Below are 13,488 nucleotides of genomic sequence, written 5' to 3'. Positions count from 1 at the left end.
CTATACCGCCTCGGGCTCCTCCGCCGTCTCGTTCGCCGGAAGGCTGTCCATGAAGGAGCTCACCGAGAACACCGCGCGGCCGGGGCCGGGAGGGCCGTAGCCGGGCGGGGAGGACAGGCCGAAGTCGTCCATCGTCTGGCGATAGGCCTGCAGCAGCCGGATGTGGTACTCCAGCGGCGCGCCCTGCGGGTTGGCCTTGCCGAGCGGGGTGGTCGGCTCGGGGCACCAGGTGGTGAAGCGGGGCGTGATGCCGTTGGACATGAAGAAGCGCAGACCCTCGGTCGTGGAGGCGATCGCCTCGTCCACGGTCGTGAAGCCGAAGGGCTCGGCCATCTCCACGCCGGCCACGAAGTTGGGGATGACGTTGCGGGCCCCGAAGACGTCGGCGGAGTCGAGGATGCGCTTGTGCCACTCGTCGCGGCCGACGTAGCGCTCCTTGCCCGGGCAGTACATCTTGAAGAGGTACTCGTCCCACACCTCGTAGTTGGGGTGGTAGATCTGGACGCCGTAGTCCTTGAAGCGCTGCACGTCGTCCTTGGGCAGCGCCTGGGCGACGACCTTGCCGATCCAGCGGCCCGGGAAGTGCTCCTCGATGGCCTTGGCGTACATGCCGTAGAAGTCGGCCTCGTCGCGGCCCTGGAGCTTGGAGGTGATGGCGCCGCCGGTGAGCGTGTACGCGGTCGACGCCTTCGCGGTGTCGTACCGGTTGATGATCTCCAGCGCCTCCAGGACCTCGTCGACGTCCTTCACACCCGTGTACGGCCGCCCGGCCGCCTTGTGCTGGCGCCAGTTGTGGTTGATGTCGCAGTACTGGCACTCCTCCTTGGCGCCGAAGTACTGGCAGACGCGGAAGACGGTGAGGTAGATCAGGTAGCCCCACTGGATGGTCGGGGCGACCTCCATGACCGACTTCCCGCTGGCGAGGGTGTGCCGGTAGTACTCCGGCATGGGCGGCACTCCGACGTCCGAGATGCGCTTGCCGTCCAGGTAGAGGCCGAGGACGCCGTGCTCGTCGGCGGCGACGCGGTAGGGCGAGGCCGGGTTCACGCGCACGGAGACGACGGTGCGGCGCAGGTCGTACGGGCCGCCGGTGAGGATGATCTCCTCCGGCGGCCGGCGCAGCGCGGCCTCGCCGAGCTCGGGCAGGGTGCCGTGGTCGAAGGAGAAGATGAAGTACGACTTCGGCTTGACCTCGCCGTCCTCGTTGTCACTCAGGGCGGACGGGTCGAAGGCGACCCCGCCCCGGAGCAGATCCTCCTTGAAGACGGCTTCCCGCGGAACGTGCGGGAATCGCTCCATCAGATCCTCGACCAGCGCGGTGCGGCTGCCCATCCGTAATCTCCTCCCGGCACAGGCTCTCTGGCGTACGACTCCTCACGGTATGCCCCTGCCCGGGCGTGAGCGGCGCCGGGTCCCCCTCCCGCCGCGTCGGCGACCTCGAAAGGAGCCCCGCGCCGCCGGAATGATCCGCCGGACCGGCCCTACGCCTCCCGCTCCAGCGCCGCCGGATCGACCGGGTACGCCGGCCGCTCTCCGGCCACCAGCCGCCCGGCCTCCGCCGCGACCGCGAGCCCCAGACGGGCCGCCTCGTTGCCCTGGGAGCCCGCGAGGTGCGGGGTGATGAAGGCGTTCGGCAGGTCGTACAGGGGTGAGTCGGCGGGCAGGGGCTCGGGGTCGGTGACGTCGAGGATCGCCGAGAGGCGTCCGGTGCGCAGCTCGGCGATCAGGGCGTCGTGGTCCAGCAGGCCGCCGCGCGCGGTGTTGATCAGGACCCCTCCGTCGGGCATCAGGGCCAGCTCGCGGGCGCCGACGAGGTGCCGGGTCTCCGGGGTCTCGGGGGCGTGCACCGTCACGACGTCCGAGGTGCGCAGGAGGTCGTCGAGCGGCAGCAGGGGGACGCCGAGGGCGGCGGCGCCCGCCTCGTCGACGTACGGGTCGGTCAGGCTCGGGACCAGGTCGAAGGGGCGCAGCAGCTCGATCACCTTGCGGCCGATGCGGGAGGCGCCGATCACACCGACCCGGCGGCCGTGGTTGCCGATGCCGGGGACGAGCCCCCAGCCGGGGAAGGCGCGCTCGGTGCGCAGGCGGTCGCGGGCGGCGAAGAGGTCCTTGCCGGCGAGCAGGATCATGGCCAGCGTGTACTCGGCGACCGGCACGGCGTTGGCGGCGGCGGCCGAGCTCACCGCGATGCCCCGCCGCCACAGCTCGGGCGTGGCGAGGCTCTTGACCGAGCCGGCCGAGTGCAGCACCGCGCGCAGCTTCGGCATGGCGTCGAGGGCGGCCGGGTCCAGCCGGGGGCACCCCCAGCCGGTGACGAGGATCTCGGTGCGGGCGAGCGCCTCCGCCAGGAGCGGGTCGGTGAAGTCCTCGGCGACCAGTGCCGGATCGATGTCCACGCACTGCCGCAGCCGTGCCAGCGCCTCCGACGGGAAGACGAGCGGCACGTTCTCGGCGGTCATGGCGAACAGCGCCTGGGGACGCTCGGGCAACGAAGTGACCTTCCCAGAAAACCGGTGAGAAAACGCTCTCTACGGTAGGCGGCGGCGAATGAGAGGGTCAACGCAGGCGCACTTACGTGGAGGGACGGCAGGAATGTCGGAGACGATCACCAACTGGGCGGGCAACATCACCTACTCCGCCGAGGAGTTGCACCGGCCCTGCTCGCTCGACGCGGTCAGCTCCCTGGTGGCCGGGAGCGAGAAGGTGCGGGTGCTGGGCAGCGGGCACTCCTTCAACGGGATCGCCGAGCCGGGCCCCGACGGCGTCCTGCTGTCGATCGCCGGCCTGCCGCCGACGGTCGACGTCGACCGCACGGCCCGTACGGTCCGGGTCTCCGGCGGTGTGCGGTACGCCGAACTCGCCCGCGCGGTGCACGCCCATGGGCTCGCGCTGCCCAACATGGCGTCCCTGCCGCACATCTCGGTGGCCGGCTCGGTCGCCACCGGCACCCACGGGTCGGGGGTGGGCAACGGCCCGCTGGCCGCGTCCGTACGGGAGGTGGAGCTGGTCACGGCGGACGGGTCGGTGGTGACCGTCGGCCGCGGCGACCGGCGGTTCGACGGCGCCGTCACCGCACTCGGCGCCCTCGGTGTCGTCACGGCGCTCACCCTCGGCCTGGAGCCGTCCTTCGACGTCGAGCAGCACCTCTTCACCGAACTGCCCCTGGACGGGCTGGACTCGGAGCGGTTCGGGGCGGTGATGTCGTCGGCGTACAGCGTGAGCCTGTTCACCGACTGGCGTGGGCCGGGCTTCCGCCAGGTGTGGCTCAAGCGGCGCACCGACCAGCCGCTGCCCGACGTCCCGTGGGCGGCGCCCGCCATCGAGAAGCTGCACCCGGTGCCGGGGATGCCCGCGGTCAACTGCACGGAGCAGTTCGGGGTGCCGGGTCCGTGGCACGAGCGGCTGCCGCACTTCCGGGCGGAGTTCACGCCGAGCAGTGGGGCGGAGCTGCAGTCGGAGTATCTGCTGCCGCGCCGGTACGCCGTGGACGCGCTGCGGGCACTCGACGGGATCCGGGCGACGGTCGCCCCGGTGCTGCAGACCTGCGAGGTGCGCACGGTCGCCGTCGACGGGCAGTGGCTCAGCCCCTGCTACGGCCGGGACACCGTCGCCCTGCACTTCACCTGGATCGAGGACACGGCGGCCGTACTGCCGGTGGTGCGGCGGCTGGAGGAGGCACTGGACGCCTTCGAGCCGCGGCCGCACTGGGGGAAGGTGTTCACGATGCCGGCGCAGGCCGTGCGCGGTCGGTATCCGCGGCTGGCCGACTTCCGGGCGCTGGCACGGGAGCTGGACCCGGCGGGCAAGTTCGCCAACGCGTTTGTGCGGGACGTCCTCGACGGCTGATACTCGCCACTGCCCCCACACCGTGCGCTTCCAGCGGAAAGACTTTCTTCAGCCCCTTTCCTAACCCCTTGTCGAAAGGCGGCGCACGCCATAGCCTTGCGCCGCGCCGGTGCCGAAGTCGACCCCGGCAGGACGCGAAGGGACGGGGGCACCTCCGGTGAAGCGCACATCACGCGACATCCGCACCGCGAACCGCTACGAGGTGCTGCGCCAGATCATCGCCGCGTCGCCCACCTCCCGGCAGGAGCTGGCGGCCGCCACCGGGCTCAGTCTCGCCACGGTCGCCACCCTCGTGGGCGAGCTGCTCGACCTCCGGATGATCACGGAGGTCGGGTTCGAGGACTCGGCGGGCGGCCGCCCCCGCGGGCTCGTGGCCGTCAACGCCTCCGGCGGGGCGCTGATCGGCGTGGACATCGCGGAGACGTACATCCATGTCGAGCTGTTCGACCTCGCGCTGAACGTGCTCGCCCGCGCCGACGAGGACATGCGCCCCGGCGAGAACCTGCCGGAGCAGGTGGTCGGCCATGTGGCCGCCGCCGTCGGCTCCGTGGTCGCGCAGGCCGGGATCGAGGGCGCACGGGTGCTGGGCGTCGGGGTGAGCGTGCCGGGGCAGGTGGACCGGGACACCGGTGTCTCGGAGTACGCGCCCAACTGGGACTGGCACGACGTGCCGCTGCTCGACCTGCTCTCCGAGGTCATCGCCTACCCCCTCTACCTGGACAACCCGCTGCGGGCCGGCGCGGTCGCCGAGATGTGGTTCGGAGCGGCGCGCGGGCGCGGGGACACGGTCGTGGTCAACCTCGGGACGGGCGTCGGCGCCGGGCTCGCGCTCGGCGGCGGGCTGTACCGGGGCGTGAGCAACAGCGCCGGTGAGTGGGGTCATACGACGCTCGTCCTGGACGGGCGGCTGTGCCGCTGCGGCAACCACGGCTGTGTGGAGGCCTATGCCGGCGCGCCCGGCATCATGCTGAACCTGCGCGAGCTCAGCCCGCAGAGCCCGCTGCTGCACCCCGAGGACCAGACGGCCACCATCGACGCGCTGGCCCGCGGCCTGGCCGAGGGCGACCCCGTGGCCGTCAAGGTGGTACGGGAGACGGCCCGTTACATCGGCGCCGGCATCGCCAACCTGGTCAACGTCCTCAACCCCGAAGTGGTCGTGCTCAGCAGCTGGGTCGCCCGCAGTCTCGGCGAACCGCTACTGCACGAAGTGCGCGAGGCCGTCGGCCGGCACGCGCTGCCGCGGCCGATGGCCGCCACCGAGATCGTCCTCTCCCCCATCCCCACCGACCCGGCGTGCCTGGGCGCGGCGACGTTCGCGCTGGAGGGCGCACTGCAGTCCGTGGGCCAGAGGACCGCAACAAAGCGCACCACCCCCGCAAGGAGCCGTACCGCACCACCTTCATGACGACGGAAGGGATGCACGTGACTCACCCCCACCCCAGAAGATCGGTACTGCTGACGGCCGCCGCCGCGCTCGCCGTCGCAGGCCCCCTGATATCCGCCCCGCCCGCGGGCGCCGCCGACTCCCCGGCGGCCGAGGTCTCCCCGCACGCCGCCCAGGCCATCGACAACATCGGTGCCTCCGGCGCCTGGTGGGTCAACGACCTGAAGAACTTCGACCCGAAGGTCCAGGCCCGGGTCGCCAAGCTGCTGTTCTCCACCGGTGGCCTGGACCTGAGCGCCTACCGCTACAACATCGGCGGCGGCGGCACGGGCGTCACCTACGCACCGCGCGCCCCGGAGGACTTCCGTAACGACGACGGCACCTACGACTGGAGCAAGGACAAGGCGGGCCGCACCTTCCTGTCCGCCGCCGCCAAGTACGGCGTCGAGGACCTGATCGCCTTCGTCAACAGCGTGCCGGCCGAGTGGAAGACCAACGGCAAGAGCTGCGGCGGCTATCTGAAGACCGAGAACGAACAGGACTTCGCGAAGTACGTCGCCGATGTCACCGACCATTTCGGCAAGCAGGGCGTGAAGTTCGACTACATCAGCCCCTTCAACGAGCCGACGAACAGCTTCGACTCCTGCGGCCAGGAGGGCATGCTCGTCGACGTCCCGCAGCGCGACGACATCGTGCGCGCCCTGGGCGCCGAGCAGCGGGCCCGGGGGCAGCGGACCGGCATCATCGCCGACGAGTCCACCAGCACCGTGAAGTTCAACGACGAGGTCCCGCGCTGGATCAACGAGCCGGGCACCGCCCAGTACGTCGACAAGCTGGCCCACCACACCTACGACAACCCCTCCGACGCCAACCGCGCGAAGGTGTACGAGACGTCGAGGTCGGTCGGCAAGACGTCCTGGTCCACCGAGATCTGCTGCTTCGGCAACGGCGGCACGGGCTGGGCCCAGGAGTACGACCCCACGATCGACGGCGGTCTGAACCTCTCCCGGATCATCTACAAGGACTTCGCGACCGCGCACGACTCGGCGTTCCACTGGTGGGTCGCCCTGTCCGAGATGATCGGCACCGACCCGCTCGCCAAGAACGACCAGGGCTGGAACGACGGCCTGATCTACTACGACCCGGACTACGCGAAGAACGGCAACCAGACGCTGTACTTCACCAAGCGCTACTACGCGCTCGGCCAGTACAGCAAGTTCGTGAAGCCGGGCTCGGTCATGCACAACGTGACGGGGCTGCCGGACGGCGTGGAGGCCTCCGCCTACGACCACGACGGCAAGTGGGTGGTCGTGGTCAACAACCACAACACCACCGACACCGCCCTGAACCTGCACTTCAACAGCAGGTCGCCGCTGCGGGCCGCCAAGGCGGTGCGTACGTCGGCCGACGAGAACTGGGCGAACGTGGCCAGGCCGTCGGTCAAGGGCGGCACGGTGTCCGCATCGCTGCCGGCCCGCTCCATCACGACGTACGTCCTCGACCAGAAACCGTTCGGCGCCGCCTCGGCGGTGACCGGTGCCTGGCAGGGCAAGCAGTCCGGCAAGTGCCTGACGGCGGACGCCTCGGGCGCGACGATCGGCACCTGCGCCGACGGGACGGAGCAGGTCTGGTCGTACGACAAGAGGGGTGCACTGAAGGGCGCCAACGGCTATCTGACGGTGGGGAGTTCGGGGCTCGCCGCGTCCGCCGGTTTCACCGGTGACGCGGGCCAGCGGTGGCTGCTGAACTCCAACGGGCAGATCGTCAGCGAGGCTTCCGGGAAGTGCCTCGACGTCGGCGGACAGGCGACCGCCGACGGCAGCAAGGTCGGTGTGTACACCTGCAACGGCGGGACCAACCAGGCGTGGTTCCGGCAGTAATTCCCGTGTTCTGAAGGGGGGTTGCGGGTCGCTGGTGCGGTGACCCGCAACCCCCGTCACGTCCGGTATCCCGAACGTTGCACAACGCTTCGTGCAGACTTCGTCCAACCCCTTGCCGAAGCCTTAGCCGAAGGTTAACGTCCCGCACCGCACCCCCATTTGAGCCAACTGGCGCCGAGCCGCTCCAGCCAGGGGCGCGGGGCCGCAGCCGTACTACGAGACAAGGACGTCAGCATGTCGGCATTGAGCAACAGGAACTTCGACCGCCGCACCGCGCTTCGAGCCGCGCTCGGTCTCGCCGCTGCCGGCGGACTTGCCGCGTGCGGCGGCAACACCGGCCGGAGCAGCTCCGGCGACAGCCTCGTGCAGATGTTCCACGCGTACGGCGAGGCCGGCACCGAGCAGGCCGTCAAGCGGTACGCGAAGGCGTACAAGGGCGCCAACGTGACCACGCAGTGGATCACCAGCGCGGACTACGAGAGCAAGCTCTTCTCGTCCCTGCTCACCAAGAACGCGCCGGATCTCTTCGAGTTCCACCCGCAGATCCAGATGGTCAAGAGCGGCCAGGTGGCGGACCTGACCGACCTCATCGACCCGGTCAAGGACGACTTCAACCCGGCCGACATCAAGTCGCACACGGTCGACGGCAAGATATACGGCGTCCGCATGATCGACGACCCGCAGTTCTTCTTCTACCGCAAGTCGATGCTGGAGAAGGCCAAGGTCGAGGTGCCGACCACGCTCGACGAGCTGATGGAGGCCGCCGCCAAGCTCACCACCGGCAAGGTCAAGGGCCTGTACATGGGCAACGACCTGCACTCGGTCATCAACCCGATGATCTGGTCGGCGGGCGCCGACACCCTCGACGAGAAGAACCAGATCGCCTACCACACGGAAGGCGTCATCGAGGGCATCAAGAAGATGCGCAAGCTGTTCACCAGCGGCGACCTCCTGCTCGGCGCCCCGACCGAGTCCTGGGACCCCTCCTCGCTCAACCAGGGCCTGTGTGCCATCCAGTTCTGCGGCATGTGGGCGATGCCGCAGATCCAGGACGCGCTCGGCGACGACTGGGGCGTCTTCCCCTTCCCGAAGACCGTCGATTCCGGCAAGCAGTCGGTCTACAACGGCGGCTGGTCGATGTTCGTCAACGCCAAGGGCAAGAACGTCGACGCGGCCAAGGAGTACGTCAAGTGGCTGTGGATCGACCAGAAGAAGTACCAGGAGGACTGGGCCACCTCCTACGGCTTCCACATCCCGCCGCGTACCTCGCTCGCGAAGACGGCCACCAAGCTCAAGTCGGGCAACGCCGCCGAGGGCGTCAGGCTCTTCAACGAGTTCGGTCACTTCGACAACATCGGCTGGACCCAGGCCATGATCACCTCCCTGGAGGACGTCTTCGCCAACTCCGTCCGCAAGGACATGGATCCGGAGAAGGCTCTCGACAAGGCCGACGTGGCCGTCAACCGCGAGCTCAAGAAGCTGTTCGGATAGACCGCGGGACGGACCACGACATGTCGACAACGACGCGCGACCTCGCGCGCCCCGCCCCGGCGAAAGCCTCGTCGGCCAAGCCGCGGCGGGGGCTGCGGGGCAGCGCCACCCTCAACTTCTGGCTCTTCACCGGGCCGTTCCTCATCGGTCTGGCGATCTTCGTCTACGCGCCGATCCTCTGGAGCCTCTGGCTCAGCTTCTTCGAAGCCCGCTTCACCGTCACGCCCGACAAGTTCGTCGGGTTCGACAACTACACGTACATGCTGACCAACGACGACTTCGTCGGCTCGCTCGGCACCTTCACCGTCTTCGCCGCGTTCATCGTGCCCACCACCTGGGCGCTCTCCCTGGGCCTGGCCCTGCTGGTGAACCGGATGCGTTTCATGCGGGCGTTCTTCCGCTCGGTCTTCTTCCTGCCGACCGCCGTCAGCTATGTCGCCGCGGCACTCATCTGGAAGATGTCCATCTTCAGCGGGGTCCGCTTCGGCCTGATGAACACCGTCCTCGGCTGGTTCGGGATCGAGAACATCGCCTGGCTCATCGACCCCAACCCGCCCTGGTACTGGCTGGTCATCGTGACCGCCCGGCTGTGGCTGCAGTCCGGCTTCTACATGATCCTGTTCATCGCGGCGCTGCAGAACATCCCGGAGGAGTTGTACGAGGCCGCCGCCATCGACGGCGCCAAGTCGGGCTGGCAGACCTTCCGGTACATCACCCTGCCCCAGCTGCGTGCCACGTCCACCGCGGTGATCCTGCTGCTGCTCATAGCCGCCTATCAGGCCTTCGACGAGTTCTTCAACCTGCTGTCGAAGACCACCTGGGGCCGCCCGCCGCTCGTCGAGCTGTACTACAAGGCCCTGGGCGAGAGCCAGGACTACGGCGCCGGCAGCGCGGGCGCGCTCATCCTGACCGTACTGATCTGTGCCGTGACCCTGCTCCAGGGCAAGATCATGGGCTTCGGAAGGGGGGACGAGTCCAAGTGACCACCGCCATGCCCAAGGTGCGGAAATCCGCGCCGACGTCGGACAAGCCCGGCCGGGCCGGCCGCGGTGGCGGCGTGATGAGCTCCACCGGCCTCTACATCGCCACGGGCGTCGCCGCCTTCCTCTTCCTGATCCCGTTCTACGTCCTCCTCCGCAACGCCCTGTCCACCGATGCCGAGATCACCGGCGAGAACTGGCAGATCTTCCCCACGGACATCCAGTGGGGCAACATCAGCGAGCTCTTCACGGACGAGACGGTCCCCTTCGCCCAGTCCCTGTGGAACTCGGCGGTCGTGGCCACCCTGCACACCGTCGGCGTCCTGCTGGTGTGCTCCCTCGCGGGCTACGGTCTGGCCCGCATCCCGTACAAGCACGCCAACAAGGTCTTCTACGCCGTCCTGGGCACCCTGATGGTCCCGACCGCGGTCACCTTCGTGCCCAGCTTCGTGCTGGTCTCGTCGCTCGGCTGGGTCGACACCTACCGGGGGCTCATCATCCCGGGCCTGTTCAGTGGTTTCACCTGCTTCCTGTTCCGGCAGTACTTCCTTGGGTTCCCCAAGGAGCTGGAGGAGGCGGCGCGCATGGACGGACTGGGCTACTGGGGCGCCTACTGGCGTGTCGTGGTGCCCAACTCGCTGAACTTCTTCGCGGCCATGGCGACCATCACCTTCATCAACGGCTGGAACGCCTTCCTGTGGCCGCTGGTCATCGGCCAGGACCCGAGTTCGTGGACCGTCCAGGTCGCGCTCTCCAGCTATATGACCAACCAGACCGTCGTGTTCCATCTGATCTTCATGGCCACGGCCATTTCCATCCTGCCCCTGGTGTTCGTGTTCCTCTTCCTCCAGCGCTGGCTGGTACAGGGGATCGCACAGACCGGCATCAAGGGCTGAGCAAGGAGACCGATGTCTTTCCGCACCACCCGCTCCGTCGCCTACGTCGAGGACGTCTCACCCGGCACCGGGGCCCTCCCGCCCCGTGCCTGGTACGCCGCCTCGGACGCGAAGTCCCTCTCCCTGAACGGAAATTGGCGCCTCCGGGTGTCGGCGACCGTCGACGCCGAGGACGACTCCTTCGCCGCGCAGGGGTACGACGCCGGGGACTGGGCCGAGGTCACGGTCCCCGGTCACTGGGTCCTGCAGGGCGACGGGGCGTTCGGTTCGCCCATCTACACCAACCACCTCTACCCCTTCCCGGTCGATCCGCCGCACGTGCCGACCGAGAACCCGACCGGCGACCACCTGCGCGTCTTCGACCTGCCGGACGACTGGCCGGCTCTGGACGACGGCAGCGCCGTACTCCGCTTCGACGGCGTCGAGTCCTGCGCCCGTATCTGGCTGAACGGCACGGAGCTCGGCGAGTTCAAGGGCTCCCGGCTGCCGCACGAGTTCGCGGTCGGGCGGCTGCTGAAGCCGTCGGGCAATGTGCTCGCCGTCCGGGTGCACCAGTGGTCGGCGGGCTCCTACCTGGAGGACCAGGACCAGTGGTGGCTGCCCGGCATCTTCCGTGACGTCACCCTGCTGCACCGCCCGGCGGGCGCGGCGGGCGACTTCTTCGTGCACGCGTCCTACGACCACGGCACGGGCGAGGGCACCCTGCGCGTCGACTCGGACGTCGACGGACGGGTGTCCGTGCCCGCCCTCGACATCGATGTCGCCACCGGGGAATCGGTGACGGTTCCCGTCGAGCCGTGGTCCGCCGAGCAGCCCAGGCTGTACGACGGCGAGCTGGTCACGGCCGGCGAGCGGGTGCCGTTGCGCATCGGCTTCCGTACCGTCGTACTCGAAGACGGCCTGATCAAGGTCAACGGCAAGGCGGTCCTCTTCAAGGGCGTCAACCGGCACGAGTGGCACCCCGAGAAGGGCCGCGCCCTCGACCTGGAGACCATGCGCGAGGACGTGCTGCTGATGAAGCGGCACAACCTCAACGCGGTGCGCACCTCGCACTACCCGCCGCACCCGGCCTTCCTCGACCTGTGCGACGAGTACGGCCTGTGGGTCATCGACGAGTGCGACCTCGAAACCCATGGCTTCACCGAGCAGGCCTGGCGCGACAACCCCGTCGACGACGACCGCTGGACCCCCGCCCTGCTGGACCGCGCCGCCCGCATGGTCGAGCGGGACAAGAACCACCCGTCGATCGTGTTCTGGTCGCTGGGCAACGAGGCGGGCACCGGGCGCGGGCTGACCGCGATGGCCGAGTGGATCCACGGCCGGGACCACGAGCGGCTCGTGCACTACGAGGGCGACATCGACTGCCGGGACACGGACGTGTACTCGCGGATGTACGCCTTCCACGCCGAGGTCGAGAAGATCGGTCAGGGTCTGGACGGGGGGACGCACAAGCGTCGCGAGCTTCCCTTCATCCAGTGCGAGTACGGGCACGCCATGGGCAACGGGCCGGGCGGACTCGCCGACTACCAGCGGCTGTTCGAGGCCCACGACCGGCTGCAGGGCGGCTTCATCTGGGAGTGGATCGACCACGGCATCACCCACGCCGAGCTGGGCTACGCCTACGGCGGCGACTTCGGCGAGGAGCTGCACGACGGCAACTTCGTCTGCGACGGGCTGATCTTCCCGGACCGCCGGCCCTCCCCGGGGCTCGTCGAGTACAAGAAGGTCATCGAGCCGGTCCGTATCGAGGGCGACGGCGCCGACGGCACCGTACGCGTGACGAACAAGTACGACTTCGCCGATCTGTCGGCGCTCGCCTTCGAGTGGGCGTACCAGCTGGACGGCGAGACGGTCGAGACGGGCGCCCTGTCGGTGCCGGCCCTCGCCCCCGGCGAGTCCGCGGAGGTGAAGCTGCCCGCGCCGCCGGCCGACGCGGCGGGCGGGGCCGAGGCGCAGTGGACCGTACGGGCGCTGCTCGCGGCGGACACGGTGTGGGCGCCGAAGGACCATGTGGTCGCCTGGGGTCAGGTGCCGGTGTCCGCACGGCAGTCGCCGTCGGTCACCGCGAGCGAAAGGCCCACGGCGGGCGAGCGGACGATCACCCTCGGCCCGGCCTCCTTCGACGCCCGCACCGGCGCGCTGAAGGCGATCGGCGGTGTCGAGGTGACGGCTCCGCGGCTGGACGTGTGGCGGGCGCCCACCGACAACGACGCCGGCGCCGAATGGCAGACCGACACCCGCTACGGGATGCTGTGGCGCAAGTACGGCCTGCACCGCATGCGGCACCGGCTGGACGCCGTCGAGCTGGGCGACGACGCGCTGACGGTACGGACCCGGGTGGCGCCCGCCGCCTGGGAGGTGGGCCTCGCCACGGTGTACCGGTGGACCTCCGACGGCACCCGGCTGCGGCTGACCGTGTCCGTGACACCGGAGGGCGACTGGAAGGTGCCGCTGCCCCGGCTCGGCGTCCGGTTCGGGCTCGGGCGGGCGGACGCCGTGACCTGGTTCGGCGGCGGCCCCGGTGAGGCGTACCCGGACACCCGGCTGGCGTCCATGGTCGGCCGCTGGCGGTCGACCGTGGACGAGCTGCAGACGCCGTACGTCCGTCCGCAGGAGAACGGCGCCCGGGCCGACGTGCGCTGGTTGGAGCTCGGCGGGCTGCGGATCGAGGGCGACCCGGAGTTCTGGTTCAGCGCGCGGCGCTGGACCAGCGAGCAGCTGGACGCGGCCCGGCACCTGACCGACCTCACCCCGGGTGACACCGTGTGGGTCAACCTCGACCACGGTCAGCACGGCATCGGCTCGCAGTCGTGTGGGCCGGGCCCGCTGCCGCAGTACTTCCTCCGGGCCGAGCCGGCGGAGTTCTCGTTCGTGTTCTCGACCGCGGAGTGAGAAAACTGTAAATCGATTGACCGATTGATCGACTTTCCGACACCGTCGGAAATAAACCCGCCGGCGGGGGGGCGGTGGGGGGGCGGAGGCGCGACAGCGCAGGAGACGAATCGCTCTCG

The 13,488-nt window shown here is 69.5% G+C and carries 9 protein-coding genes; 7 read left to right on the top strand and 2 right to left on the bottom strand.

The window, feature by feature from the left end:
* Both ACFWYS_RS36360 and ACFWYS_RS36355 read right to left on the bottom strand, forming a co-directional pair.
* Nucleotides 1-1,332, bottom strand: coding sequence for a radical SAM protein (locus ACFWYS_RS36360; protein ID WP_384778429.1), 1,332 nt, complete (start codon nt 1,330-1,332; stop codon nt 1-3).
* Between the two features lie 149 nt (nt 1,333-1,481).
* Nucleotides 1,482-2,489 carry a hydroxyacid dehydrogenase gene (locus ACFWYS_RS36355; protein WP_384778426.1) on the bottom strand — a complete coding sequence of 336 codons (1,008 nt, stop codon included), beginning with the start codon at nt 2,487-2,489 and terminating at the stop codon, nt 1,482-1,484.
* A gap of 103 nt (nt 2,490-2,592) precedes the next feature.
* Between ACFWYS_RS36355 and ACFWYS_RS36350 the strand changes: the two genes are divergently transcribed.
* The 7 genes from ACFWYS_RS36350 (at nt 2,593) to ACFWYS_RS36320 (ending at nt 13,369) form a co-directional block, all read left to right on the top strand.
* Nucleotides 2,593-3,846: an FAD-binding protein gene (locus tag ACFWYS_RS36350; RefSeq protein ID WP_384778424.1), complete on the top strand. Its 1,254-nt coding sequence runs from the start codon at nt 2,593-2,595 to the stop codon at nt 3,844-3,846.
* A 157-nt stretch (nt 3,847-4,003) separates the two neighbouring features.
* The gene (locus tag ACFWYS_RS36345) at nt 4,004-5,251 is read left to right on the top strand and encodes an ROK family transcriptional regulator (RefSeq protein WP_384778421.1); all 1,248 of its coding nucleotides are present in this window, start codon (nt 4,004-4,006) and stop codon (nt 5,249-5,251) included.
* An 11-nt stretch (nt 5,252-5,262) separates the two neighbouring features.
* Nucleotides 5,263-7,110, top strand: a complete 1,848-nt coding sequence (locus ACFWYS_RS36340; protein WP_384778418.1) for a glycoside hydrolase — start codon at nt 5,263-5,265, stop codon at nt 7,108-7,110.
* A gap of 234 nt (nt 7,111-7,344) precedes the next feature.
* The gene (locus ACFWYS_RS36335) at nt 7,345-8,601 is read left to right on the top strand and encodes an ABC transporter substrate-binding protein (RefSeq protein ID WP_384778415.1); all 1,257 of its coding nucleotides are present in this window, start codon (nt 7,345-7,347) and stop codon (nt 8,599-8,601) included.
* A 20-nt stretch (nt 8,602-8,621) separates the two neighbouring features.
* Nucleotides 8,622-9,584 carry a carbohydrate ABC transporter permease gene (locus ACFWYS_RS36330; RefSeq protein WP_384778412.1) on the top strand — a complete coding sequence of 321 codons (963 nt, stop codon included), beginning with the start codon at nt 8,622-8,624 and terminating at the stop codon, nt 9,582-9,584.
* Nucleotides 9,585-9,592: 8 nt separating this feature from the next.
* Nucleotides 9,593-10,477 carry a carbohydrate ABC transporter permease gene (locus tag ACFWYS_RS36325; protein ID WP_384778513.1) on the top strand — a complete coding sequence of 295 codons (885 nt, stop codon included), beginning with the start codon at nt 9,593-9,595 and terminating at the stop codon, nt 10,475-10,477.
* Nucleotides 10,478-10,489: 12 nt separating this feature from the next.
* Complete coding sequence (locus ACFWYS_RS36320) at nt 10,490-13,369, top strand: glycoside hydrolase family 2 TIM barrel-domain containing protein (protein ID WP_384778409.1); 2,880 nt, start codon at nt 10,490-10,492, stop codon at nt 13,367-13,369.
* The last annotated feature ends 119 nt before the right edge of the window (nt 13,370-13,488 follow it).

The sequence above is a fragment of the Streptomyces sp. NPDC059010 genome (assembly GCF_042740355.1).
GTDB lineage: Bacteria > Actinomycetota > Actinomycetes > Streptomycetales > Streptomycetaceae > Streptomyces.
Note: the sequence above shows the minus strand (reverse complement) of the source record. Positions and strands in the feature narration are given on the sequence as shown.

Bases quoted from the DNA above. Each gene is read 5' to 3' on its own strand.
- ACFWYS_RS36360 (WP_384778429.1), bottom strand. From the start codon at position 1,332: ATGGGCAGCCGCACCGCGCTGGTCGAGGATCTGATGGAGCGATTCCCG.
- ACFWYS_RS36350 (WP_384778424.1), top strand. From the start codon at position 2,593: ATGTCGGAGACGATCACCAACTGGGCGGGCAACATCACCTACTCCGCC.
- ACFWYS_RS36340 (WP_384778418.1), top strand. From the start codon at position 5,263: ATGCACGTGACTCACCCCCACCCCAGAAGATCGGTACTGCTGACGGCC.
- ACFWYS_RS36335 (WP_384778415.1), top strand. From the start codon at position 7,345: ATGTCGGCATTGAGCAACAGGAACTTCGACCGCCGCACCGCGCTTCGA.
- ACFWYS_RS36330 (WP_384778412.1), top strand. From the start codon at position 8,622: ATGTCGACAACGACGCGCGACCTCGCGCGCCCCGCCCCGGCGAAAGCC.
- ACFWYS_RS36325 (WP_384778513.1), top strand. From the start codon at position 9,593: ATGCCCAAGGTGCGGAAATCCGCGCCGACGTCGGACAAGCCCGGCCGG.
- ACFWYS_RS36320 (WP_384778409.1), top strand. From the start codon at position 10,490: ATGTCTTTCCGCACCACCCGCTCCGTCGCCTACGTCGAGGACGTCTCA.